Genomic DNA, 23,951 nt, shown 5'->3' with positions numbered 1-23,951 from the left:
CCAGGAGGCTCAACCGTTCAGCCCGAGAACTTCTCATTCCCCTAATTTTCACCTTCCGGGGGAAAAATCTGTCGTCAAAAAGCATTCCACCGTCAGTTCTCCTCCAAGGTGATTTCATACTGTTCCAAATGGAAGCCACGATCCCCCTGGACATGAAAACAGGCATGGAGCGCCTCCTCTAATCGCTCCAACGACGACCGCTCTTCGTCCAGCAGTCTGGCGGCCACGTGGGGATGCACCTGAATGAGCACGTTTCGGCCGAAAAGATCCCGTTGTTCCCTTTGAATCTCCCGCAGAATCTCGTAGCATATCGTCTGGGTCGACTTGAGCTGCCCGTGGCCTTCGCAGTAAAAACACGGTTCGCACAGCGTCCGCCCGATGCTTTCCCGGGTTCGCTTGCGCGTCATTTCAATGAGGCCGAGTTCCGACATCCGCAGAATGTTGGTCTTGCTCTTATCCTTGCGCACGGCCTCTTTTAGGGCGTTAAAAACCTTTTCCCGGTTGGCCTCTTTTTCCATGTCAATGAAGTCGATGATGATGATTCCCCCAATGTTCCGCAACCGCAGCTGGCAGGCGATCTCTTTGACCGCTTCCAGGTTGGTCTTCAGGATGGTCTCTTCCAGATTGCGTTTGCCCACATATCGGCCGGTGTTGACGTCGATCGCCGTCAGGGCCTCGGTGGTTTCAATGACGATATAGCCCCCCGATTTCAGCCACACCTTCTTGCTCAACGCCCGTTGGACTTCCATTTCGATGCCGTAGGCGTCGAAGATGGGCTCCGCACCTTCATAAAGCTCTACACCGTTTTTGAGCGACGGGAGAAAGGTTTCCGTAAACTGAAGGACTTTCTTGTATTCTTGGGGATTATCGATGACTAGGCGGTCCACTTCCTTGGTGAAGAGATCGCGCACCGCCCGCAAGGTGATGTCGAGATCGCGATAGACCAGAGAGGGCACCGGAGCGGTTTCGGCCCGGCGCTGAATATTCTGCCACAATTTCAGCAGGAATTCCATTTCCGCCTGAATCTTCTCGGGGTCTTCCCCTTCCGCTGCCGTACGCACAATGAAACCGCAGTGAGCCGGCTTGATTTCCAAGACCAGATCCCTCAGGCGTTTGCGTTCCTTTTCGTCTTCGATGCGGCGCGAAACTCCCACGTGGTCCATAAGGGGCATGAGCACCAAGTTTCGGCCGGGGAGAGTCACGTGGGTGGTGATTCTCGCTCCTTTGCTTCCCAAGGGCTCCTTGGCCACCTGAACGAGGATTTCCTGACCTTCACGCAACCTGTCCTCTATGGGCACATGAAAAAGCTCTTTGCCCTCCAGAGGAGCTTCAGAATCTCCGGAGTCTTCATACGGAACCGCCTCGGCTGTGTCCTCCCTCACCGGTGTGGAATCCTGAAAAATCTGGTCCATTTCCATCAAAGGATGGTGGACGTCGCTCACGTATAAGAACGCCGCTTTTTCCAAACCGATGTCCACAAAAGCGGCCTGCATGCCCGGTAACACCCGGACCACACGCCCTTTGTAGATATTCCCGGCAATGCCTTCATCGGACGCTCTTTCGATATAGAGCTCCGCCACCTGGCCGTTTTCCACAAGAGCGACCCGGGTTTCGTAGAAATCGGCGTTGATAATCAACTCCGCAGCCATTTTCTATTCCTCGAAAGGTGCCACGAAAACCTTGCACAAACGGCACGCCCTGAGGGCTTCAAGATCATCCGGCAACAGCACCTCGAAAAAACTCTGAGGACGAAAGCGGGCCGTCGGCCTCTCCACGAGCTCCATGGCCACGCTTGTTTCATCGAGCCGGCGCACGGAAAGCAGAACGTCAGCGCATCGCGCCTCAATGCGCCCTTTCTTGGTCTTCTTGCTCACAATTCGATCCGCACACATGGGAAAACGTGTTATGATAGCTTCCGCCATTTCTTCGGTCAAACCGGAAACACGGTATGTCACGCGAAGGGCGGAGGGTTTTTTGTCTGCCTGAGCCCATGGTTTCGCACTGAGAATCTGCAATCCCTCAGGCAAGTGATCATTGAGACGCTCCAGGATCATCCGCCCCTCAATAGCTTCTTCCAATTGAATGTCCATTTCCTCGGTTTCGCTTTCCATCCCCACCGGCAAAGCCTCCCGAAACGCAATCTTCGCATGGGGATGGAAGCCGTGGCTGAAGGCCACCGGAAGGCCTGATCTTCGCACAGCTCGTTCCATGATCCGGCTCACTTCCAGCTGACCGTAAAAACGGGCGCGATCCTTCTTGGAATACTGGAGCGTATAGGTGTAAAGCGGCCGCATCTTATCGGCAGACTTTTCCCAATCGCCGGGTGCGGCCGGTTCTTCCTTCGATTCTTCCCACAGGCGTGGGGCCACGGCCTGATGGTCACACACGCCACACCCCAAGCACGGCTCCCACCGGCAATCCCCCGTCCTTGCGGAGGCAAAGGCTTTGTCCCACTCCTCCTGGAGGTAGCTTTTGGTGACGCCTGCGCTGAGATGATCCCACGGCAAAGGATCCCGGAGATCATAGACCCGTTGCGCCTCGGCGTCGGCGGACAGGCTGCACCGGGCGAAGGCCTCGTCCCAGGGAAGGCGTCGGAAGTGTTCTTCCCACGCGTCAAACCGCGCCCCCTTAGACCACGCCGACAGCACAACTTCGGCAAGACGCCGGTCCCCTCGGGCCAAAGCCGCTTCCAAGACGCTCAAGTCCGGCCTGTGCCATTTAAATCGAATTCCCGGACGCTTGAGGCGGTCTTTGAGAAAGTCCAAACGGCGAATCATCTCATCTTGCGGAATTTGGCCTGTCCATTGAAAAGGTGTCATCGGTTTAGGCACAAAAGTCGATACCGCCACGTTGACGCTGGCCCGATGAGGTTTGCCCAAGCGCCACACCTGGAGCGAAAGACGGACGATTTCTTCCAGATCTTCTAAAGTTTCCGTCGGCAGCCCCATCATGAAGTAGAGCTTGATCCCCTTCCAACCTAGGGCATAAGCGTCACAGACCGTTTGAAAGAGGTCTTTCTCCTCGATGTTCTTGTTGATCAGGCGGCGCAGCCGTTCGCTGCCTGCTTCCGGAGCCAGTGTGAAGCCGGTCTTGCGCACACGACGAATGCCTTCCATGAGGTTGTGGGAAAGGGTGCCCACGCGCATGGACGGGAAGGACACCGCAACGCGCCGGGATTCCATCTCCCGCATTACAGCGCTCAGCAGCCATCCTAATTGGCAGTAGTCCCCCGTGCTCAGGGACAGGAAGGATATCTCCTCAAAACCGGTCTCGGAAACGGCTCGACATGCCTTTTCTACAAGAGTTTCCGGACGGCGCTCCCGAACAGGCCGATACACATAGCCCGCTTGGCAAAATCGGCAGCCTCGGGTGCATCCCCGCGCGATTTCCAGCCCCAGCCGGTCGTGAACGATCTCTACGAGAGGCACTAAGGGCCGATCGGGCAACGGGCTTTCAAGATCGAGGTCCGAAAGCACCCTTTTCTGCACCCTCGTGTAGTCCGGGTAGCGCGGCTCGATCGCTTGAAGCCGACCCCGGTCGTCATACCGAGGCTCAAAAAACGAAGGGATATAAACCCCTGGAATCTTTCGCACATGCTCCAGAAATTCGTGCCTTGAACCCTCCGATGCCTTCCAATCCCTGTAAGCGGCCGTGAGATCCATCAGGACCTGCTCGCCTTCGCCCAAAACAAAAAAATCAAAAAACGGGGCCAGAGGCTCCGAATTATAGGCACAGGGACCGCCGCCCACGACGAACGGGTGCGATGAATCGCGCCGGCAGCTATAGAAAGGAATTCCGGCGAGATCCAGCATGGTCAGGATGTTCGTGTAGCTCAGCTCATACTGCAAGCTGAATCCCACAAAATCAAAATCCCTCAGAGGACGCCGGGTTTCCAAAGCAAAAAGGGGTGTGCGGCTCTCTCGAAGGCGCCGCTCGAAGTCCGGCCACGGCGCGTACACTCGATCCGCCAGAACACCTTCCACATCGTTCAATCGATGGTAGAGCAGTTGGATCCCCAGGTGACTCATACCGACTTCGTATACATCGGGGAAAGCCAACGCGTACCGGACATCGGCGTCCTCGAATCGCTTCCGGCGGGCGTTGATTTCTCCGCCGAGATAACGTCCGGGCCGCTCAATGTCCCTCAGGAGCTCGTCCATCAAGGGCTCCGGCAGTATGCCCCCCTGTGTCCATATGTCTCCGAGGGTCATGAGTGGTAGAGCATCGTTGCCGCAACGATCGAAGACACCGAAAGCATGGCGCATTATGACGAACCTCAAGAAGACGCCCGGCCGAGATACAAAGGCGACATATTCCGAAGTCGTGACACCACGTCACCTAGAGTGTCCACAGCCTGGATCACTTCGTCCTCTGTATTTTCCTCGTCGAGGCTGAACAACAAGGTGCCGAAAGCCCCATCACCCAGGAGGCCCATGGCTTCCAGCACATGAGAGGCCTTCGCCGTGATGGACATGCATGCGGAAGCCCCCGCCACGCAAATCCCGCGCAGATCCATGTGGAGAAGCAGCGCTTCGCCTTCCACGTAACGAATGGACACATTGACCAGGCCTGGAAGGTGCTTTTGCGGATGGCCGTTAAAGCGGACGTCTTCAATGGAGTCGGCGATGCGTTCCCGCAGGAGCCTTTCCAGTTGTGCGCACCGGCCCATTTTTTGCGGAAGCCTCGAGCGGATCCTCTCCGCGGCGGCCCCCAGCCCGACGATTCCGGGCAGGTTTTCCGTGCCTGTCCTCCGTCCGTCTTCCTGACCGCCTCCATGGAAGAGCGGCCACAGGGAGACACCTTTCCGGCAATACAGTGCCCCCGCCCCTTTCGGGCCATTAAACTGGTTGGCCGCAAGGCTTAACAGATCTACGCCCAGTTCTTTCACATCCACGGGAATACGCCCGACCGAGGCGATGGCATCAGTGTGCAACAGGGCGCCACGGGCATGAACGACACGAGCGATTTCCGCCAAAGGTTGAATCGTGCCCACTTCGTTGTTGGCGTGGATAATGGAGACCAGCACCGTGTCGGGACGCATGGCCTTTTCCACATCTTCGGGGTCCACGAGGCCATGCTTGTCCACAGGGACCAAGGTCACCGTAAAGCCGAATCGTTCGAGGGCCTTGGCAGCATAGAGGACGGAGTAGTGTTCGATGGCCGAGACGACAAGATGCCGGCCTTCGTCCAGGCGATTCAAAGCCACGCCTTTGACCCCTAAGTTGTTGGCCTCCGTACCACCGGACGTAAAAATGATCTCTTCGGGTTCTGCACCGATGAGGGCTGCGGTTTGGGCACGGGCTTTAAAGATGGCATCCTGGGGTGCTTCACCCAGATGGTGGATGCTGGCAGGATTACCGTAATGTTCTACGAAAAAAGGCGTCATCGCCTCGAACACCTCCGGGGCCAACGGCGTTCCCGCGATGTGGTCCATGTAGATTCTTCGGCTCTGCATACCGCTCCCCTCTCTGACACGTCGTACGGTGGAAAAATCCATAAGGCTTTCATCAAAAAAAGCATGTATCTATACGTTCCCGACCGGGGCAGCGTCAACCCCTAAGGCCGAACGGCTTGGCGCAGGGCCGCGCTGACTTTCTCCTTGCAAAACCCTCTGGGCCGTGCTAGACGGTGCGTGAAATCTTTATCATGCCAAGGCCTGCCGACAAGGCAGAACGCCCGGGTCTGGAATTTTCACCATAGGGATTAGCGGCTGATCAAGAGTCCATCGGAGAAGCAGAAGGAGGCAAAGCGATGAAGGTTTTCCTAGGCGGTCTTGCCGCAGCTTTTTTCGGCATTATCGGGATTTTCATTTGGTTCAAGCCGTTCCTCAACCTCCTGGCGGGCGCCATTCCCTTGATGCTGCTCCTCGGCGGTGCCATGGCAGCCTATCTCGGCTATGACGAGGTCAAGGATCAACTGCCTTTTGGGAAAAAGAAAGAAGAAGAAGCCGTTCCGGCCGCTCCGACCGATGACCTGTCCAAGTACAAAGAGGAAGCCGAAAAATATAGGCAAGAGGTCGAAAAGCTCAAGGCGGAATTGGAAAAGTCCAAATCGGCGTCCTAAGTGTGCCGAGTCTGCAAGAGGGTCTTGTCAACGCCTCCCCCAAGCGGGAGGCGTTTTTATTGCGCTGCGTCCCGTGCAGCCGATTCATTCCCCCCTTTGAGGCCGGCTCTCCGTGGGGGACGTCTCTCCCATCCCCAAGGGGACGGCACTGAATTTGCCGATCGGCGGCGCCCACGGCAGGGTGACCTTGCTCTGTCCATAAAAACTGCGCCGCCACCTGTGACACTCAAGCCGGAAACTCCAAGGCTCAGACGGGCTCCCCATCCAGCCCCCGGGACTTTCGCCACAGGGTATAGGTTCGATAGCCGCCGCTGAGATTTTTTGCACGATAGCCGTACTGGCGGAGGGCTCGAGCGGCCACGTAGGAACGCTGCCCCACGTAGCAATAAGCCCAAATCTCTCGGTCTTTGGGTAATTCGCTCATACGCTGCCTCAAAGCCCCCAATGGAATATGGACGGCACCGGGGATGTGCCCGCGGCGAAACTCAAAGGGTTCGCGCACGTCTAAAACCACAACGTCGTCCGGTGGACACTCCATGTCCTCCGCATGCACGACTTCCACATCCCCCCGCAGCACATTGGCGGCGATCATCCCGGCGAGGTTCACCGGGTCTTTGGCGGATCCAAATTGCGGCGCATAGCACAGTTCCGCTTCTTCCAAATCGAAAGCGGTCGCTCCTTTTTGCATGGCCAGGGCAATCACGTCCGTGCGTCGGACCGCGCCTTTTTTGCCCACCGCCTGAAACCCAATGATGCGCCCGTTCTTTCGAGAAAAAATCAGTTTCATGGCAATGGTTTCCACCCCCGGATAGTAGCTCGCGTGGTGTCCCGGATGGAGATAAATCTTTTCGCACTGATACGGCTCATCCCATAACCCTAGAGCCTTCAACATCTTTTCACTGGGGCCGGTCATGGCGAGCACCTGGTCGAACAGCCCCACCACGGCGGTCCCCTGGACGCCTCGAAAACGCACATCGCGCCCGCATATGGCATCGGCGGCGAGCCGTCCTTGTCGGTTAGCCGGCCCGGCAAGAGGCAAAAGCGTTTGGCGTCCCGTGATCACATGGAACGTTTCCACGGCGTCTCCCACCGCCCAGATAGCCGGGTCACTCGTCTGCATGGTTTCGTTGACAAGGATGCCTCCCAGCCGGCCCAAGGCCAGTCCGGCCTTTTCGGCCAACTCCACCTGTGGACGCACCCCCACAGCCACAACGACCATGTGGGCCGTGATGTCGTCGCCGGATCGAAGCCGCACCCTGAGGTCACCCGCTGGGGTGGTCTCAATCCGTTCCGCCTGTGTCCCCAATCGCACGTCCACACCTTTTTCCATCAAGGTGTCCTGAAGAGGCACAACCATCTCGGGGTCACACACAGGCATTAGCTGGCGCTGCATTTCCACAACGCTCACCTGCAAGCCTCTCCGGACCAGATTCTCCGTCATCTCAATGCCGATGTAACCCCCTCCGATGATAACGGCGCGCCGAGCGTGTCTTTCTTCGATCATCCGCCGAATTTCCCGACTGTCCGGAATAGTGCGCAGGAAGAACACGCCCGGGAGATCCAATCCCTCGATGGGGGGCCGAACGGGAGAGGAGCCCGGTGAAAGGACCAACGCGTCGTAAGGCTCCTCATATTCGCGCCCCTTTTCGAGATCCCGAACCAGGATTCGACGTCTCTCCCGATCAATGGCCACGACTTCCGACTGTAACCGCACCTCGATATTAAACCGCTGTCGAAACGTCTGCGGGGTGGCCACCAGAAGGTGTTCCTCACGTCGGATCACATCGCCCACGTAATAGGGAAGTCCGCAATTGGCAAAGGAAACGAACGGTCCCTTTTCGAAAATGATGATTTCCGCCTGTTCATCCAGTCGGCGGGCCCGTGCCGCGCAGGAAGCCCCTCCGGCAACGCCGCCGACGATGCAAATGCGTTTTCCGGTCATGTGTTCTGTTCCTCCGCCGTCTGGGAATCGCTGGTTCGTCGTTTGCTTTTTTCCTCAATGAAACTACAATCCCCTGCCATGTGGTGTAAAAGAAATTTTTGTCATGAGACATCACACGACAGGAGTCCATGTTGGACCCTTACGGAGCGAGGCGTTATCCAGGTTCACGATCCCTGATGGCGGCCCTTGTGGCCCTGATATGTGCCGCCCAGGCCGCCACCGCGAGCACCGTTTCCTATACGGTGGCGTTTGATGAGTCAGTGGAGGCCGAGTGGGTCCGACGCCTCATGGACCTTTCCGTCAGCGTGACCATGCAACCCGAGGGTGCGGTGTCCATCAGTCAGATCAGACGCCGCGCGGAAAAGGATCAAGACCTGTTCCTCAAGGCTTTGCGTTCCGAAGGGTTATATGGTGCAGTCGTCGCCTTTCGCCTGGATGTAACTACGGAACCCGTGACGGTGCGCTTCTCCGTGGAGCCCGGCCCACTCTACGTTCTCGATGAAACCGAGCTGGATGTCTCCCAGGTTGAGCCGTCACTTTTTCATCAGCTCGCCTCGGCGGTCCAATCCTCTCTGCCTGTGGGTGCACCGGCCCGTGCAGCCCGCATTGTCGCCACCGATGAGGAAATCTTGAATCTCCTCAACGAAAACGGCCATCCTCTGGCACGAATTGAACAAAGAAGAGTGGTGGTCAACCATGACACCCACCGGGTGCAAACCCATTATATGGTGGATGCCGGGCCGAAAAGCCGTTTCGGGCCTGTGGAGTTCAAGGGATTAGAAAGTGTGCGCAAAGAATCGATCCTTCCTCGGATTCCTTGGCAAGAAGGGGATGTCTTCGATTCCCGTTTGCTTACCAAGCTTCAGACTAATCTCATTCAGATGGACCTCTTCTCGATTGTCCGCGTGGCTCATGGTCCATCGGTAGACCCTCAAGGGCGCCTGCCCATCCAAATCACGGTGGTGGAAAAAAAGCCTCGAACGTTCAAAGGAGGGCTTTTTTATTCCACGGATGTGGGTCCCGAATTGACGGTGTCGTGGGAAAACAGAAATATCACCGGGGGTAGAGCCAAAGTGGCGGCGGACTCGTGGATTTCGCCGGAAAAAAAGGTCTTGGAAGGCATCTACCTTAGGCGGGATTTCCTCCGCACGGACCAATTTCTCCAGTTGGAGGGTAAAATCGCCGAGGAAGATTGGGACGCCTACTGGACGCGCAACGTCGGCGCCGCCGTCTCCGTCTCACGGGATATCACGGCCATCGTGAGGGCCAGTGCAGGAGGTGGTTTTCGAATTTCCGCGGTGGAGCAACAATCAGATCGAAACACATATGGCCTTTTCTTTCTTCCGGCCATGCTTCGGGTGGACACCACAGACAGCCCCTTGGACCCGACCGAAGGGGTTCGTCTGCTGGTCCACACGGCACCCTATTGGGATGCAGGTGACCCTTCTCTTTTTTTCTGGAAAACCTCCACAGCGCTAAGTAGTTATTATGACTGGACCCAAAATGGGCGGCTTGTCCTTGCATCCGTATTGGCCGGCGGAGCCATCGCCGGCGCCGCTCAAGAGGCCGTCCCGGCCGATGTGCGCTTTTACGTCGGAGGTGGCGGGAGCGTGCGGGGCTATGGATACCAGAGCCTCGGCCCTTTGGACGGTGACAACCCCTTGGGAGGTCGTTCTTTTCTCTATTGGAACGGTGAATTACGCTGGCGTTTCAAAGAAAATTACGGTCTGGCAGGCTTTTTGGACGGAGGCACGGCCTACGACAGCCCCGTGCCGGACTTTCAGCGGAGTTTCCGGTGGGCCACAGGCTTGGGATTCCGTTATTACTCGCCCCTTGGGCCCTTTCGCATCGATGTGGCATTTCCGTTAAACCGGCGGGCGGGCATTGACGATGCCTTTCAAATCTATGTAAGTTTGGGACAGGCGTTTTGATCCTCCACGAGGCAGGAGATGAGCATGCACGGGCGAATCTTGGTGTTTGTGGTGGCCTTGGGTCTCATTCTCGGTGCGCCCTCCTCATGGGCCGCGGAAAAACTGGTGTTCGGCGTCGGCCTCAGATCCGGTTTCACCGCCCTCGAAAAACAGGAAACATTTCACCTCCATGAGTTGATCGCCTATCACACCTTGCCGTGGGATCGGCAATGGGGCAGCGGCTGGATGCTGGATACCTTTTGGGAAATCCACTTCGGCCTCCTCACCGCTGCAGATGAGGAGGCGGTGTTGTTATCCACAGGGCCCATGGTCACATTGCAGACCCCGTGGAAAAGGGTGGCGTTCATGGCCGCCGTGCGACCCGCCTTCTTGGAGGATCACATTTTCGGCAAAGAAAACCTTGGCGGAGAAATTCAGTTCACCGAAGAGATCGGGATCAACGTGACCCTCACCAAGTACATTTCCATCGGGTATCGTTTCCAGCACCTCTCCAATGCCAACCTTTACGACAACAATCCGGGTCTCGACTTCCATGCGCTGGAAGTGCGATGCCTTCTTCCATGATCCCCCCAGGACCGGGCATAGAGTGCCATGAGGCGCGCTCTTCGCGCTGTCGCCGTTCTCGTCGGCTCCCTGATCGTGCTCTTGGGCGCACTGTGGGGTGCAAGTCAGAGCCCTGCAGCGAAACGATTTTTTGCCCGGCAGCTCTCCCAGAGACTGTCCCGCCCAGATTTTGTCGTGCGCATTGGAACCCTGAGCGGATGGATCCCTTTCGAAATCGGCGCAAATGAATTGACCATCGCCGATGCCCACGGACCATGGCTCACCCTCCGTGATGTCTTCTTGCAGTGGCGCCCCATGGCCCTGCTTTCCGGCCGGATCCACATCGAGCTCTTGAGCGCCCGGCACCTTCACATCACCCGATCCCCTTCCACCCCGGATCGTCCTCCAGAAAGGAATTCCCAGCCTATTCAATGGAGTGTTCCTGAATATCCCCTGCCGGTGATCCTGGATCGCATCCTTGTTCATCAAGCCGTTCTAGACGCCCCGGTCACGGGAATGCCTCTGATCGCCGCCCTTAATGGGTCGCTCACTCTTGACGAAAACAATCAAACCCAACGCGGCTTTCTTAAAATCGCCACCAATCATGCCCAAAGAGAAACGTCCTTGACTGTTGAGGTGACTTTGCAACGGGAAACTCCACGACTCCGCGGGCAGATCACTTTCTCGGAAGAACAAAGCGGATGGGTTTCCTCTCGGTTTGATCTCAAAGACGTCGGTCCGATTCAAGGGACGATGCATGTGCACATGAACGCCTCAACCGACCCGGCGAGAATTCTAGGGATTGATGCGCTGGAATTGCGGGCGCGCGCCGTGATGTTATCCGCCCATGGGGCAATGGATTTGGCCACCGGGGCCTTGAAAGCCTTGTCCTATCGGCTGAACGTGGAAGATCTGGGTGAACTGAGCCCGCTTTTCGGCTTTTCGGTGCGCGGAAAAGGCGTGGCCGAGGGCACCATAGAGGGCCCGCTGTCGCAGGTCACCGGAGAACTCGCCCTGCGGCTGAGCGCCTTGGCACGCCCATCTTGGAAACTTTCCGAAGCAGACATGCATCTGAAATGGACACTGAAACGCAAGGCCGAAGCTTCATTCCCTGAAGTTTTCGTGACCATGTCCGGAAAGACGTCTTCCCTCGAAACCCGTGGAGCGGTTCTGCCGGGAATGAACCACCTCTTCGTGGAGACTTCGGCGATGCTGACCCACGAGGGAACAGTAAACATTCAAAAATTCCGCGTGGACCTTCCCGATCTCGGGGAAGCGGAGCTCACGGGGTGGGCGGACCTTCGAGGGCGCACGCTGGATTGTCAAAGCACCATTGCGCTTTCCGATCTTTCCGCTTTTTCCCCTCTGGCACCGCAGCCCCTTCAGGGTGATGTCCACGGAGAAGGGTTTCTCTCCGGACCTTGGGACAACATGACCGTCCACACCACCCTCCGCGGAAGTGCTCTCGGCTACGGTCAGGCACGCTGGAAGGACTGGAACGTGGAAATTGCTGCATCCGGCCTTCCGGGCCACCCCAAGGGACAGATCACGTCCCGGGCTTTGTATGCGGACAGCCCATGGACGGTGGACGTCGATTTCGCCAAAGACGGTCCGATGCTGTCTTTACCGCGCCTAAGCTTTCACTGCCAAGACGCCTCTGGAGAAGGCAGCATCCGGACCCATTTGGAGACTTGGCTGTCCTCCGGCGCGCTTCGAGTGTCTATTCCGAAGCTTGAGATTTTTCAACCGCTCTTCGAAATGCCTCTCCGGGGCGCGCTCAAAGGGGCGATCTATTTGGATGACGAAAATGCCCGTCAAAAAATGCGTGGGAATCTCACCGCTCATGCCCTCACCATCGCCGATGTGGATGTGGACTCGGCGAATTTTTCCGTCCAACTGGACTCCATCGGCCCAAGCCCATCCGGAAAAATGCTTCTGACGGTCCACAACCTCCAGAAACCGCCCTTGACAGTCGCCACAGCGCAGGGAACCGTTGAGGGGGGCCCTGAAGAGCTTGCTTTTTCATCCCAGATCCGCGGACATCTCCGTCATCCATTTTCTCTGAAGACCATGGGCTCAGCCCGAATCCAGTCCTCGGTCACGGATCTCCGTTTCAAAGTGTTTTCCATGCGGAGCGGCCCTGTGGATATCCAACTGGAAAGTCCGGTGGATGTCAGACTGAATAAAAGGAATGTGGAGACATCCCCTGTCAAAATCCGAGCAGGCAAAGGGCGTGTCGTCGCCCAAGTGCAATGGAACCCGGAAAACCCTCTGGCATCTCTCGAGTGGGAGAATATCCCCCTGGAGCTTATGGAGCACCTTGGCGGCCCGTCGCTGGAAGGACGATTCAACGGTCAAGGCACCTTGCAACAGGTGCGAGGAATCCCGCACGGCACCATGAAGGTTCAGGTGAGCAACCTGAGGCATGCCACCTGGCCGCCGAGTGAAACCCTATCCCTGAAGGGTACGGCACGGGCCCGAGCTGAAAGTCTTTTCGTTGAGGCAGCATTGTTCGGCCTGGGCTCGGAACCCACTCGTGCACGCGTGTCCTTACCCGTCCGATTTCAAGTGGATCCTTTCGCATTCCGTGTCCTTAAGGACCAGCCCATGTCCGGCACCCTGTCTGTGGCTGCGGCGCTGGAGCAGCTCGGCCGCCTTTTCAATCTGGACGAACACCAAATTCGAGGTCTTCTCCACGGACAGTTGAACTTCGACGGCACCCTCAGCCGCCCAAATCTGAGCGGGGACGTGCAGCTGGACCAAGGGCGCTATGAACACGAGGACTTCGGCATTGTGCTGGAGGAGATCACGGCGGTGGCGGACGGCACAGGAGACCGGGTCCGCCTCCGGGAATTCAAGGCTTCCGACGGCAAGAAAGGTTCGATTCGAGGCAGCGGCGAATGCCGACTGGATCCAGAGGCCGGGTTCCCTTATGAAGTCCGATTGACCTTGGAAGACGCTTCCCCCCTGCACCGTGACGACATCTCCGGAAACGCCGACGGCGCCGTCACCATCCACGGCAGCCTTCAGGAAACCATCCTTCAAGGCGCCCTGAGGGTCCGGCCCCTGCGCCTCATCCTCCCTGAACGACTTCCAGCAAATGTGGTCGACCTGCATGTGGAAGAAATCGGCGGGCGCGAAAAGCCCTCCTCTCGGGCGACACAGCAGAATTCCCCGGCTGATTTCCATAGGATCATTCTGGATCTTTCCATAGATTTCCCGGGCATGACCACCGTCTCCGGATGGGGGCTGGAATCGGAATGGAAGGGAACATTGAGCCTCAGTGGAGAAGCCTCCCGTCCGCTTCTGACCGGCCGATTTGATGTCATTCGAGGCCAATTGGATTTTCTCACCAGGCGCTTCCGATTGACGGAAGGTCAGGTGATCCTTTACGGCGATGTGCCACCGGATCCGATGCTCAATATCTTAGCAGAAACACCGCTCCGGGATATGACAGCCCAAGTGCGCGTTTCGGGCCGATCCTCTCAGCCCCGCCTGACGGTGGAATCCAGGCCCCAAAGGCCGCAGGACGAGGTATTGGCTCAGATTCTTTTCGGGCGAAGCGCCACAGCACTGAGTCCCTTTCAAGCCATCCGTCTTGCCAGGATTCTTCACAGCCTCTCGTCCGCTTCGGGCCGGGGTTTAGATCTTGACATCATAGGGAAAACCCGTGACATCTTGGGTCTCAGCCACTTGGAACTCTTGGGGCAGAAAACCGGAAAGGACCTGCAGGTGGGGCTCGGCAAATATCTGGGCGAAAACGTCCGGGTCGATGTGAATCAAAGGCTTGAAGAGGGTGATGTATCCCTAAGAGTGGAAGTGGAACTCACCCCGAACATCACCCTGGAAACTCAGCTCGGTACGGAATCGCGCACAGGCGCCGGGGTCTTCTGGAAATACGACTACTGATCAAGTCCTGCACGAGCTGGTGGATCCACACCATGGTTTGCCGCAGTAGGGGCAATCCCTATCCTCCCGCCAGCCTTTGGGAAGCACGGCGCCGCACGAGGCACACGATTTCCTTTGACGCTGTTTTGACTTTTTCTTCCATGGCTGCAGCAGCACCAGAAGGCTTCCGAGCAATCCCGCCATGGTCACCTCCGCAGCAGGGGAGCCGCGCCCGTAATCACGGGGTGAATATTTTGGATGTGAGGCATGCGGCCGAAGAGGACCATCACATCCTGGGGTTTGAGGATGATGTCCGGTCCCGGGTTGGCAATCCATTCACCGTTTCGTCGTAACGCCACAACGGTCACGCCCCAATTTTTGCGTAGGCCCAGCTCCCCAATGGTCTTCCCCGCCATGGGCGAGCCCACTCCCATCCGATAAGAACGCACCTCCACATCGGGCAGATCCCGAAGCACGTCACACCAGGGGATGGTCGGCACGGGCGGCCCCTCTGCCGAAGAGTAACCACCCTCCCTCACCCGAGCAATCAGAGCCTCGATGTCCTCGCGAGGGACCAAGTATTTGGTCAGCACACGGGAAAAAATCTCAATCGACGTCTCCAACTCCTCCGGAACGACCTCATCGGCACCCAAAGCTTTCAATCTTCCCACCTCCGACAGAAACCGGGTACGCACGATGAGATACACCGTCGGGGCCTCCGCGCGCACCGATGCCGTAATCCTTCGGACAGTGGACGGATCCGCCAAGGACACGGCGACCACCTTCGCATCCCGGAGGGATACATGATCCAGAATCGTCCTTTGGGAGGCATCGCCGTAAACGATGGGTTCGCCCTTTTTCTTTTCATTTCGAACTGTTGTCGGATTCATCTCGATCACAGCGTAGGGAACACCGGCACTCTTCGCCGCCCGAACAAGATTGCGTCCCACCGGCCCGTACCCCACAATAATGAGGTGGTTCTTGAGCGGCTCGAGTGCGTCTTCGCTTTTCCGAAGAGAGACGGACGCCAAGCCGGCAAGGATTCTCCGGGGCAGCGGCCACCGGGAGGCCGTTTCCGCCACACGGGGCGCTGCTTCCACCACAAACGGGGTCACCATCATGGTCAATGTGGAAAAGGCCATCAGGAGAGAAACATTTTCCCCTCCAAGGACATTGCTGCTGACGCACACCGCACAGAGAACGAAGGAAAATTCGCCCACTTGGGCAAGAACGAGGCCGCAGTGTACCGCGGTGCGCCATGGGTATCCTAAGATCAGCACCACGAGGAGACACACCGCCGTTTTCAACACCATCACTCCCACGGTCCAGGACAAAACGGTCGGGAGGTGGTGCAGCGCAAACGGCAGATCGAGACTCATCCCAACGGAGATGAAGAACAAACTGGTAAACAAGTCCTTGAAGGGAAGCATCTGAGCCAAAGTTTGGTGGCTGTATTCCGATTCGGACAAAACGAGGCCCGCGAGAAAGGCACCAAGCGACAGAGAAAGGCCCGCTGCGGAAGTGATCCATGCCACGCCGAAACAGATGACCACCGCCGTCAGCAAAAAAAGTTCCCGGCTGCGGGTCCCGGCCACCAAATCAAGGACCTTTGGCAGAACATAGCGTTGGGTCAGGAAGATGAACAGGAAAATCCCGGCGGACTTAAGAGCGAGGATCCCCACAGCGCCATAGAGGCTTTCCACCGGTGCGCCCAACAAGGGGATCAAGAGCATCATGGGGACCACGGCCAAATCTTGGAAAAGAAGAATGCCCAGGCTGATCTGTCCGTGGGGGCTTTCCAATTCCATGCGGTCTTGAAGCGTTTTCAAGACAATGGCCGTGCTGCTCAAAGCCACGAGAAAACCTAGGGGCAAAGCGGATCCTGAATCCCCGAGAATGTATTTGACCCCGGCCCACACCGCTGCGATGGTCGCCAAAACCTGAATCCCGCCCCCCAAAAACACGATGCGCTTGATGCGGAGCAGTTCTGAAAGGGAAAATTCCAGGCCAATGGAAAAAAGGAGAAGCACGACGCCCAGTTCGGCAAGAATCGTGACATCCTCCGAAGTCCGGATGAGTCCAAAACCGTACGGCCCCGCAAGGCAGCCGGTGATGAGAAAACCCACTATAGGGGGAATCTTCAGACGATGACAGATCGGGAGGACCACGACGGCCGAGGCGAAAACAATAAGCATGTCTGTGAGCGTATGCATCCCTGGTCCTCGTCCGACGGTTTGATGGTCATCGATAGGCTCGAGAAGCTTTGTATGAAAACAGAAGGGAGAGTGCCGGTCAAGAGAAAGACTTCCTGACTTCCCAACTGCGCAGCCATGGTGTAGACAAGTCATGAGCCATCACACGTTTTCGGTCAACCCCTGTGACAGAGAAAGGACCATCCCGCCATGGATTGCACCATCACCATCGCAGGCAGTGCCGGCGAAGGCGTTCAGACCATCGGGGACGTACTTGCCGACACTCTTTCCGGCCATGGATATGCCGTGTACACATGGCAGGAATATGAATCGCGCATTCGAGGGGGCCAGAATTCCTGTACCCTCCGGGTCACGGATACCGTGATGAACGCCCCGACGATGGATGCCGACATCCTCCTGTACCTTAACCCACAGGCTTTGGAGAAGTATCGACCTCTTGCCGGGCCTCAGGCCATCCTTGTGGGGGAAACGTCGCCCGATGAAAGAACGGTCGTGGTGCCTTTCAAAGAAATGGCCCGCAAGGAGCTCGGCCATCCCATTTATGCCAACACCATTGCCATGGGAGCACTCGCCGCCGTCGCCGGGTTGGATCACGCCATTTTGGGTAGAGTGTTGGCCAGGGAGTTTGCCGCCAAAGGGGAGGAAGTCATTCAGGCGAACCTGAAAGCCGCTGCGCTGGGTTACGACTTCGCCCACCGCGCCTGCCGGGATCGGTGTCCTTGGTTTTTTCCTCCGAGGAACCAGGCTTTTTATTTAATCTCAGGGAACGAGGCCTTGGCTTTGGGAGCCTATCATGCCGGATGCCGTTTTATGGCCGCATACCCCATGACCCCGTCCACCGGGATCATCTCGTATTTGGCCAAAAATTGGGAAAAGACCGGAGTACTTTGCGAGCAGGCTGAAGACGAGATCGCGGCCGTCAACATGGCCTTGGGCGCTTCTTTTGCCGGGGCGCGGGCGATGACCGCCACTTCCGGGGGCGGGTTCGCCCTGATGGTGGAATCCATCAGCTTGGCCGGCATGGTGGAGGTGCCGGTGGTCATCGTGTTGGCCCAAAGGCCCGGACCCGCCACGGGATTACCGACCCGGACAGCCCAAGGAGACTTGCTTTTCGCCGTGCATGCCGGCCACGGCGAATTTCCCAAGGCCGTCTTGGCCGCCTCGGACGCCCGGGACGCCATCCATATCATGTGCCGGGCGTTTGACCTGGCCGATCGGTTCCAAATTCCCGTTATCGTTTTGAGCGACCAACTGCTGGCCGACTCTCGATTCAGCGTCCAGGATTTCCACCTGGAAGAAACCGTGAGGCGATCTTCCATTGCCGATCCCTCGGCTTTCACCCGCTACCAACGTTATGCCCTGACGGAATCGGGCATCTCGCCCCGCCTCTACCCCGGCCAAGGAGCGCACCTTGTGACCGCCGACAGTGACGAACATGATGAATGGGGTCACATCACCGAAGATCTGGTTCTGACGGCGCCGTCCATGCACGCCAAAAGACTGAGAAAAACGAAACTCCTCCAACAGGCCATGCAGCCTCCCGAACCTTACCGCCTGGAAGACGCGGAAGAGGTCTTTTGCACATGGGGTTCCACCAAAGGGGCGGCCGTAGAGGCCGTGGACCGGCTGCGCCGCGACGGTGTCCGGGTGGGCCTGCTGCACTGGACGGATCTATGGCCGCCTCCGGCGGCTTCATTGCCGGAAAAAGCGCGTCTGTGGGCGGTGGAAAACAATGCCACCGGGCAATGGGCCGCCTTGATGGCCCTAGGGTACGGCCAAAGAGTTGCCAAGACCATCCTGCGCAGCGACGGCCTGCCGATTACAGCGGAAGCCATTCGGAGGGCGTACCATGAACTCGCATGATCCTTTCAAAAACGAAGTGGAAATCCAGTGGTGCCCCGGCTGCCCCAACTTTGCCATCCTCACGGCCGTTAAAAAGGCCTTGTCCAGCCTCGGACTGAAACCCCAGGACGTGTGCCTGGTGTCCGGCATCGGGCAGGCCGCCAAACTCCCTCACTATCTCCACTGCCATTTTTTCAATGGACTCCACGGTCGTGCCTTGCCGGTCGCCACAGGCATTCACGCCGCCAATCCCCATCTGACCACTTTGGTTACCACGGGTGAAGGGGATTGTTACGGAGAGGGGGGCAACCACCTCCTGCACGCACTGCGCCGAAACCCGAACATCACGGTGATTGTCCACAACAACGAATTTTACGCCTTGACCAAGGCCCAAGGCTCACCAACCACGCCCGTCGGGGAGATTCGCAGCCTTCATGTGGACGGCGTTGAAGCGGCGCCCCTCAACATGCTCGCCGTGGCCATAGCCCACCGCTGCCCGTTTGTGGCCCGTGGCTTCGCTCTCGATCCGGAATCCCTGAGCGGTCTGATCATGGAAGCCATCCGCTGGCCGGGGCTGGCCCTCGTGGAAGTCATTCAGCCCTGCATCACGTGGGGACGCCATCCATTGGATTGGTACCGGCACCGGGTGCGTCAGATCCCCCAATCCCACGATCCCACAGACCTCGCCGCGGCTCTCGCCTTAGTCCTCGACGAAGAAAACCGATACATGGTCGGCTGCTTCTTCAAAGACACCACCCGCACGATCTTCGGGGCCCGATTCCGACAACGCCACGGCACCATGCCGCTTTCGTCGGGCGGTTTTCCCACGACAGCGCGCACTCTGGAATTACTGAACGATTTTCGAGTCCCTCAGAAGACATAACCTCTTCCGATAGGCGACAAGATCATGTATAAAAATTCACGTGTGCGCTTCTTCACCATCAACCTCATCAACTCAAAAACAAAGGAGTGGGTATGCGACGGTTTATCTGTGTTTTCATGGCTTTGGGTCTGATCGTGTCCTTCGGCTGCGCCAAAAAGGAACCCCCCGACGCCGCTAAGGCTTATGTGGAGGAACAAATCGCGAAACACAAGGGATTTCAACTCGACACATCCAAATTGAAATACGAGGTGGTGGAACAGACGGCGGACAGCGCCAAGGTGTCCGTGACAGGCACCATTGAAGTGAAGTCGGTGCTCCCGTTGGTCAAGAAGGGGAACGATTGGGTGGTGGCGGAAAAGGCTGAGCCGGCAAAGCCCAAAGCGAACGTCCAGCCTCCGGCGGTCCAGGCGGCCAAAGCCCCGGCGGAAGCGAAACCTGCTCCCCCCGCTCATGCTCCTGCCGCCAAACCGGCAGCCAAAGCGGAACCCAAGGCTGAGAAAGCCCACTAACAACAGTCTTCGGCGATTCAGGGCACGGTCCGCCGTGCCCTGCCCCTCCATACCAACGCCGGCGGCCCGCACCGGTTCGTGGAAACAGGGTGTTCGGTCTCCCGCGAGGAGGCGCCCATTCGTGCAAGACCCTTGGGGGCCCGGTCCACGTCGCCTCCCGCCGATGGCATCTCAATGGAGGATTCGAACTTGGGAATGCTCCAAGGACCTCAGGAAAGGTGTTTATGCATCGGCATCCGATCTGCGCTGTGCACGTTCCTCACGCCGCCTCTGCCTGATTCGTTCCAAGCGCCCCTTCACCTGAGCGCGATAACGCCCCACAGCCCACAAAGCCAGCCAATACCCCGCACACGCCACCGGTATTCCCATCACCACTCCCCCAAGGATCATCGAAGCCATGACATGGGGAGTTTTCGCGAATATCCCTCCCAGACCGCCTTTCAAATTCTGGGCATAGGCGACGGTTTGGGGAAAACCCCACTTGAGGAGAGATGAACCCACCCAGTAATTCACCGAATAGACAAAAGGCGCGGTCACAGGATTGGTGACCCACACACCAGCAGCGGCGCTCCATTTATTCCATCCCAACAAGGCTGCACAAAAGGCGGCGATGGCCATTTGAAAACCCATGGTAGGGGACATGCCGATGAAGAGCCCGAGAGCAAACCCCAGGGCAATTTCTCTCGGATGGCCCCGCATCCGGACGAAACGGTCGTAAAAACGGCGAAACCTTTCCATCCTCCAAAACCCGGACACACTCTCACTCCACTTTGGGTGCGCGCTCTGGGGGTCCAGGATCCCCCATCGCGGATGGAGCCTCCCGCACGGGGTTGACCCTCACAACAGGATCCATCCTCGCCGAGGGCTCAGGCATGGTTCTGATGTGCACATCCATTTGGGGAAAGGCAATCTCGATCCCCCGTTCTTGAAACAGCCTGTGAATGGCGAACCGAAGATCCGTTTCCACCTGAAGACATACGGGCACCGTGGTCCACACCCGCAGTCGGAAAATCAGTGCGCTGTCGCCGAAATCGACAAACAATACGGTAGGCTCCGGGTGCTTATAGACCAGAGGGTGATTTCCGGCGACCTCCAACAGCGTCTCCCGCACCAATTCCACATTCGATCCGTAGGCCACACCCACATTGATGTTGCGCCGAATTCTCAGGTCCTTGAAACTCCAGTTCGTCACCCGCCCACTGATGAACTCTGAATTGGGAATAATCAGGGAAGCGTTGTCCACGGTCTGCACGATGGTGGACCGGACATTGATTTTACGCACTTCTCCCCATGTCCCATCGATTTCGATGGAATCCCCCACCTGGATGGGTCTTTCGAAGAGCAAAATCAAACCGCTGATGAAGTTGTTGAAAATATTTTGAAGTCCGAAGCCGAGCCCGACGCCGAGGGCGCCGAAGGCCACCGTGAGCGAGGTGCCGCTGAAGCCCAGAGCATTCAGCGCGCCAAGGATGCCCATGAACCACAGCACATAGCCGGCGATGGCCACGATGGATTCCTGCAGGCCCATCTCCAGACCGCTGTGCCGAAACACTCGGCTCTTAATAAAATGCTTCAGCCAGGTTGTGCCCACATGGGTGACGGCCAAAATGAGACCGGCATAAATGAGGCCTAGCAGACGAAATTTGAGGCCCCCAAAGGGCAAAGGGGTGTCGAGGAGTTGAAAGAAGGCGACAATGAGGGTCTGCTTGGCGCCCCAGGCCAGCAACATCCCTACAATGGCGGCCAGAAGCCACACAGCCCACAAAGTTTTCACCGTCAACCAACGCACAGAGCTCCTCGTCTCTTCGTCGGCTTCCGGAGCGAAGGCCGAGGCTGTGCCTATGGAAACGTCCCAATCCGTCAAGCTCCTGTAAAAGAGGAAGCCCCAAAGCCCCAAGACCAAGCTTCGCGCCCACCCCACGTACCAATAGATCGCCAACTGAGCGTAGCCGGCCAGCTCCAGCATGACACCTCCCAGAGCGATCCCATATCCGGCTCCCATGAACACATTGAAAATCCACGGCCGACCCAGCATCCACCTCGGGGGATTCACGGAAATCTGTCGTTTGAGCTCCCTCCAAAAGATGAAGCTCCAGGCCAAGAGCGCCACCTCCAAACCCAACCGGTAGAGGAGCAGCAGGACACTGGACCGCCCGAGGCTCTCCTGAAGAACAACATAGCCTAACAGCAGCCATCGGCCCGTGGAAACCAGGACGCGGACCCGCCGTACGACAAAAACAAAGCGCTCCGGTCGGAAAGTCTCCTTGACGGCCTGCAGAAAATGGATCACCCAGGAGGTGAGCAGCCACAAGAATAAAACCTGGCACAGTCCTCGCAAAAAAGCCGACGTCTCGTAAAGGTCCCGGGCGAGGGTGTAGCCATAGACAAAAACAGCGGCCCCAAGGAGAGGAAACGAACGGTTCAGCAGGTGCAACGTAAGAAAAAACCAGACCCTTCCAGTCCGCTCTTGGCGGGAAAGGAAGGTTTCCCCCAATGCCCGCAACCGGAAGCACAACCAGGCCACAATCCCGAAGACCACCAAGGACGTGACCAAAAGCACCCCGCCGGCTTTCCATAGGGCTCTGGCTTGCTCCGCCCAGTAAGCAGACTGGAGTCCCTGGGTGATAAGCCCTGCCACGTGATCCAAATCCCGTCGGAATTCCGCAGGCGTTACCGCCACCAGGGGGTTTCGACTCCTGCGGAACAAATCTTCACGCTTGCGTTCGGCAATCCGCTTGCTCAATCGTTCCAGAAGTCCGGTGCCCTCATCGCGGACCGCACTCCATTCCTCGATGAGTTTCCGATAAATGTCTTGAAACTCGCCCAAGCGCTTTTCCTTCAGCTTGAAGAGTTCGTTGGCTTCCTTCAGTTGGTTTGTGAGTGTACGGATGAGGGGCAGATCGTCCCGACGGGTTTTCAGGGATTCCATCCGGTTCTGATTGGCGGCTCTTTGGTCTGCCAAGGCGCCGAGCTTGGCGGCGATATCTGTTTGTTTGTCCTGGAAGTCTTTGACTCTGGCGGAGGCATCTTCCACGGTCTGCTTGAGGGACGCCAGGGCCTTGTCCAAGTCTTCCAAGGCAGGGGAGGAAAGGGAAACGAGGTTGCTTACGGCGGAAATTTGAAGCCGCGCCGCATTGAGTTCCTTCGCCCAGCCGGCCTGCCATCCTTTAAGTTCTTCAAGATTTTTGACGAGTTGATCCAGGTCGAGCTTTTCTGCCTGAATCGCCTTTTCCAAAAAGGACGACAGGTCGCCATACTGCTCTTGGACTTCGGCTTCCGAAATATCCGGGCTTTGGGCCTGGAGGAGGCCTGGAGCCATCCCAAGTGTCCAGCCTAGGATCCACAGGAGGCACCATCTTCGGACGTTGAAAAACATCGCTTTTCCCTTGAGTCTCCAAAGTCTGCCATATGGGATCATCACGTCTGCGCCTGTCTCCGGACCCTGAGATTCAAGACTTCCACAAAGACGGAAAAACCCATGGCAAAATAGATGTAGCCCCTTTCGATGTGTTTTCCGCAGCCTTCCGCCACCAACATGACCCCGATGAGCAGCAGGAAGCTCAGGGCCAGGATTTTCAATGTGGGATGTCGGTCAATGAAGGTGCTGACCACGCCGGCAAAGAGCATCATCGCCCCCACAGCGAGGGCGATGGCGAGAATCATGACGGTTAAATGTCGGGCCATGCCCACCGCGGTGATGATGGAATCCAAAGAAAAAACGACGTCGAGCAAGAGAACTTGGAACACCACCGACGCGAAATCGGAATGGATGTTAACCTCTTTTTCCACACGTTTCGACGGACCTTCCAGTTTGTTATGGATTTCATGGGTCGCTTTGCCGATCAGGAAAAGCCCTCCGGCGAGCAAAATGAGATCGCGCCCCGATACGGGATGGGAAAGCAGGTGGAAAAGGGGCGTGGTGAGCCGCATGATGAGGGTGATGGTGAGAAGCAAACCGATACGCAAGAACATCGCTCCGAAAAGCCCAAGACGGCGGGCGCTTTCCTGGCGTTCTTTGGGCAGTCGCGCAGTCACGATGGCAATGAAGACGATGTTGTCAATCCCTAGGACCAATTCCATGGCGGTGAGGGTCACCAAGGCCGCGGCATTTTCCACTGTGAACAGGTTCTCGAGCAT

Annotated in this window: 15 protein-coding genes; 7 read left to right on the top strand and 8 right to left on the bottom strand. The window is 57.5% G+C overall.

Annotation, left to right across the window (positions count from 1 at the left end):
- Positions 1–92 precede the first annotated feature (92 nt).
- The 3 genes from ACZ5K9_RS09690 to ACZ5K9_RS09680 form a co-directional block, all read right to left on the bottom strand.
- Positions 93–1,649 (bottom strand): Rne/Rng family ribonuclease, encoded by a 1,557-nt coding sequence (locus ACZ5K9_RS09690; protein WP_464271134.1) that lies wholly within the window; start codon positions 1,647–1,649, stop codon positions 93–95.
- Between the two features lie 3 nt (positions 1,650–1,652).
- Positions 1,653–4,160, bottom strand: coding sequence for a TIGR03960 family B12-binding radical SAM protein (locus ACZ5K9_RS09685; protein WP_464271133.1), 2,508 nt, complete (start codon positions 4,158–4,160; stop codon positions 1,653–1,655).
- A gap of 116 nt (positions 4,161–4,276) precedes the next feature.
- Positions 4,277–5,455 (bottom strand): cysteine desulfurase family protein, encoded by a 1,179-nt coding sequence (locus ACZ5K9_RS09680; RefSeq protein ID WP_464271132.1) that lies wholly within the window; start codon positions 5,453–5,455, stop codon positions 4,277–4,279.
- Positions 5,456–5,751: 296 nt separating this feature from the next.
- Here ACZ5K9_RS09680 and ACZ5K9_RS09675 point away from each other — a divergent pair, with 296 nt between their 5' ends.
- On the top strand, positions 5,752–6,063 hold the full coding sequence (locus ACZ5K9_RS09675; RefSeq protein WP_464271131.1) for a hypothetical protein: 312 nt from the start codon (positions 5,752–5,754) through the stop codon (positions 6,061–6,063).
- 247 nt (positions 6,064–6,310) lie between these two features.
- Here ACZ5K9_RS09675 and ACZ5K9_RS09670 read toward each other — a convergent pair whose 3' ends face one another.
- Positions 6,311–8,005 carry an FAD-dependent oxidoreductase gene (locus tag ACZ5K9_RS09670; protein WP_464271130.1) on the bottom strand — a complete coding sequence of 565 codons (1,695 nt, stop codon included), beginning with the start codon at positions 8,003–8,005 and terminating at the stop codon, positions 6,311–6,313.
- A gap of 128 nt (positions 8,006–8,133) precedes the next feature.
- Between ACZ5K9_RS09670 and ACZ5K9_RS09665 the strand changes: the two genes are divergently transcribed.
- The 3 genes from ACZ5K9_RS09665 to ACZ5K9_RS09655 are packed head-to-tail and all read left to right on the top strand — an operon-like array spanning position 8,134 to position 14,388.
- A complete protein-coding gene (locus tag ACZ5K9_RS09665; RefSeq protein ID WP_464271129.1) occupies positions 8,134–9,936 on the top strand; it encodes an autotransporter assembly complex protein TamA in 1,803 nt (600 codons plus the stop codon).
- Between the two features lie 24 nt (positions 9,937–9,960).
- Positions 9,961–10,500, top strand: coding sequence for an acyloxyacyl hydrolase (locus tag ACZ5K9_RS09660; RefSeq protein WP_464271128.1), 540 nt, complete (start codon positions 9,961–9,963; stop codon positions 10,498–10,500).
- 27 nt (positions 10,501–10,527) lie between these two features.
- Positions 10,528–14,388: a translocation/assembly module TamB domain-containing protein gene (locus ACZ5K9_RS09655; RefSeq protein ID WP_464271127.1), complete on the top strand. Its 3,861-nt coding sequence runs from the start codon at positions 10,528–10,530 to the stop codon at positions 14,386–14,388.
- A gap of 185 nt (positions 14,389–14,573) precedes the next feature.
- Here ACZ5K9_RS09655 and ACZ5K9_RS09650 read toward each other — a convergent pair whose 3' ends face one another.
- A complete protein-coding gene (locus ACZ5K9_RS09650; protein WP_464271126.1) occupies positions 14,574–16,580 on the bottom strand; it encodes a monovalent cation:proton antiporter family protein in 2,007 nt (668 codons plus the stop codon).
- Between the two features lie 189 nt (positions 16,581–16,769).
- On the opposite strand from ACZ5K9_RS09650, the gene ACZ5K9_RS09645 reads away from it, so the two are divergent.
- The 3 genes from ACZ5K9_RS09645 to ACZ5K9_RS09635 all read left to right on the top strand — a co-directional run bounded on the left by ACZ5K9_RS09645 (position 16,770) and on the right by ACZ5K9_RS09635 (position 19,814).
- Positions 16,770–18,443, top strand: a complete 1,674-nt coding sequence (locus ACZ5K9_RS09645; protein WP_464271125.1) for a 2-oxoacid:acceptor oxidoreductase subunit alpha — start codon at positions 16,770–16,772, stop codon at positions 18,441–18,443.
- Positions 18,430–19,305 (top strand): thiamine pyrophosphate-dependent enzyme, encoded by an 876-nt coding sequence (locus ACZ5K9_RS09640; protein WP_464271124.1) that lies wholly within the window; start codon positions 18,430–18,432, stop codon positions 19,303–19,305. Before ACZ5K9_RS09645 ends, ACZ5K9_RS09640 begins: the two co-directional genes overlap by 14 nt.
- A gap of 92 nt (positions 19,306–19,397) precedes the next feature.
- On the top strand, positions 19,398–19,814 hold the full coding sequence (locus tag ACZ5K9_RS09635; protein WP_464271123.1) for a hypothetical protein: 417 nt from the start codon (positions 19,398–19,400) through the stop codon (positions 19,812–19,814).
- 222 nt (positions 19,815–20,036) lie between these two features.
- Here the strand turns inward: ACZ5K9_RS09635 and ACZ5K9_RS09630 are convergent, their stop codons facing one another.
- The 3 genes from ACZ5K9_RS09630 to ACZ5K9_RS09620 all read right to left on the bottom strand — a co-directional run bounded on the left by ACZ5K9_RS09630 (position 20,037) and on the right by ACZ5K9_RS09620 (position 23,951).
- Positions 20,037–20,552, bottom strand: coding sequence for a DUF2062 domain-containing protein (locus ACZ5K9_RS09630; RefSeq protein ID WP_464271122.1), 516 nt, complete (start codon positions 20,550–20,552; stop codon positions 20,037–20,039).
- 22 nt (positions 20,553–20,574) lie between these two features.
- Positions 20,575–23,133 (bottom strand): mechanosensitive ion channel domain-containing protein, encoded by a 2,559-nt coding sequence (locus ACZ5K9_RS09625; protein ID WP_464271121.1) that lies wholly within the window; start codon positions 23,131–23,133, stop codon positions 20,575–20,577.
- A gap of 98 nt (positions 23,134–23,231) precedes the next feature.
- Entirely contained in the window at positions 23,232–23,951 is a 720-nt protein-coding gene (locus tag ACZ5K9_RS09620) for a TerC family protein (RefSeq protein WP_464271120.1), read from the bottom strand.

This window comes from Desulfosoma profundi, assembly GCF_055387865.1.
This window is presented reverse-complemented; position numbering and strand designations above follow the sequence as displayed.

Bases quoted from the DNA above. Each gene is read 5' to 3' on its own strand.
- ACZ5K9_RS09690 (WP_464271134.1), bottom strand. From the start codon at position 1,649: ATGGCTGCGGAGTTGATTATCAACGCCGATTTCTACGAAACCCGGGTC.
- ACZ5K9_RS09685 (WP_464271133.1), bottom strand. From the start codon at position 4,160: ATGGACGAGCTCCTGAGGGACATTGAGCGGCCCGGACGTTATCTCGGC.
- ACZ5K9_RS09680 (WP_464271132.1), bottom strand. From the start codon at position 5,455: ATGCAGAGCCGAAGAATCTACATGGACCACATCGCGGGAACGCCGTTG.
- ACZ5K9_RS09675 (WP_464271131.1), top strand. From the start codon at position 5,752: ATGAAGGTTTTCCTAGGCGGTCTTGCCGCAGCTTTTTTCGGCATTATC.
- ACZ5K9_RS09670 (WP_464271130.1), bottom strand. From the start codon at position 8,005: ATGACCGGAAAACGCATTTGCATCGTCGGCGGCGTTGCCGGAGGGGCT.
- ACZ5K9_RS09665 (WP_464271129.1), top strand. From the start codon at position 8,134: ATGTTGGACCCTTACGGAGCGAGGCGTTATCCAGGTTCACGATCCCTG.
- ACZ5K9_RS09660 (WP_464271128.1), top strand. From the start codon at position 9,961: ATGCACGGGCGAATCTTGGTGTTTGTGGTGGCCTTGGGTCTCATTCTC.
- ACZ5K9_RS09655 (WP_464271127.1), top strand. From the start codon at position 10,528: ATGAGGCGCGCTCTTCGCGCTGTCGCCGTTCTCGTCGGCTCCCTGATC.
- ACZ5K9_RS09650 (WP_464271126.1), bottom strand. From the start codon at position 16,580: ATGCATACGCTCACAGACATGCTTATTGTTTTCGCCTCGGCCGTCGTG.
- ACZ5K9_RS09645 (WP_464271125.1), top strand. From the start codon at position 16,770: ATGGATTGCACCATCACCATCGCAGGCAGTGCCGGCGAAGGCGTTCAG.
- ACZ5K9_RS09640 (WP_464271124.1), top strand. From the start codon at position 18,430: ATGAACTCGCATGATCCTTTCAAAAACGAAGTGGAAATCCAGTGGTGC.
- ACZ5K9_RS09635 (WP_464271123.1), top strand. From the start codon at position 19,398: ATGCGACGGTTTATCTGTGTTTTCATGGCTTTGGGTCTGATCGTGTCC.
- ACZ5K9_RS09630 (WP_464271122.1), bottom strand. From the start codon at position 20,552: ATGGAAAGGTTTCGCCGTTTTTACGACCGTTTCGTCCGGATGCGGGGC.
- ACZ5K9_RS09625 (WP_464271121.1), bottom strand. From the start codon at position 23,133: ATGGCTCCAGGCCTCCTCCAGGCCCAAAGCCCGGATATTTCGGAAGCC.
- ACZ5K9_RS09620 (WP_464271120.1), bottom strand. From the start codon at position 23,951: ATGCTCGAGAACCTGTTCACAGTGGAAAATGCCGCGGCCTTGGTGACC.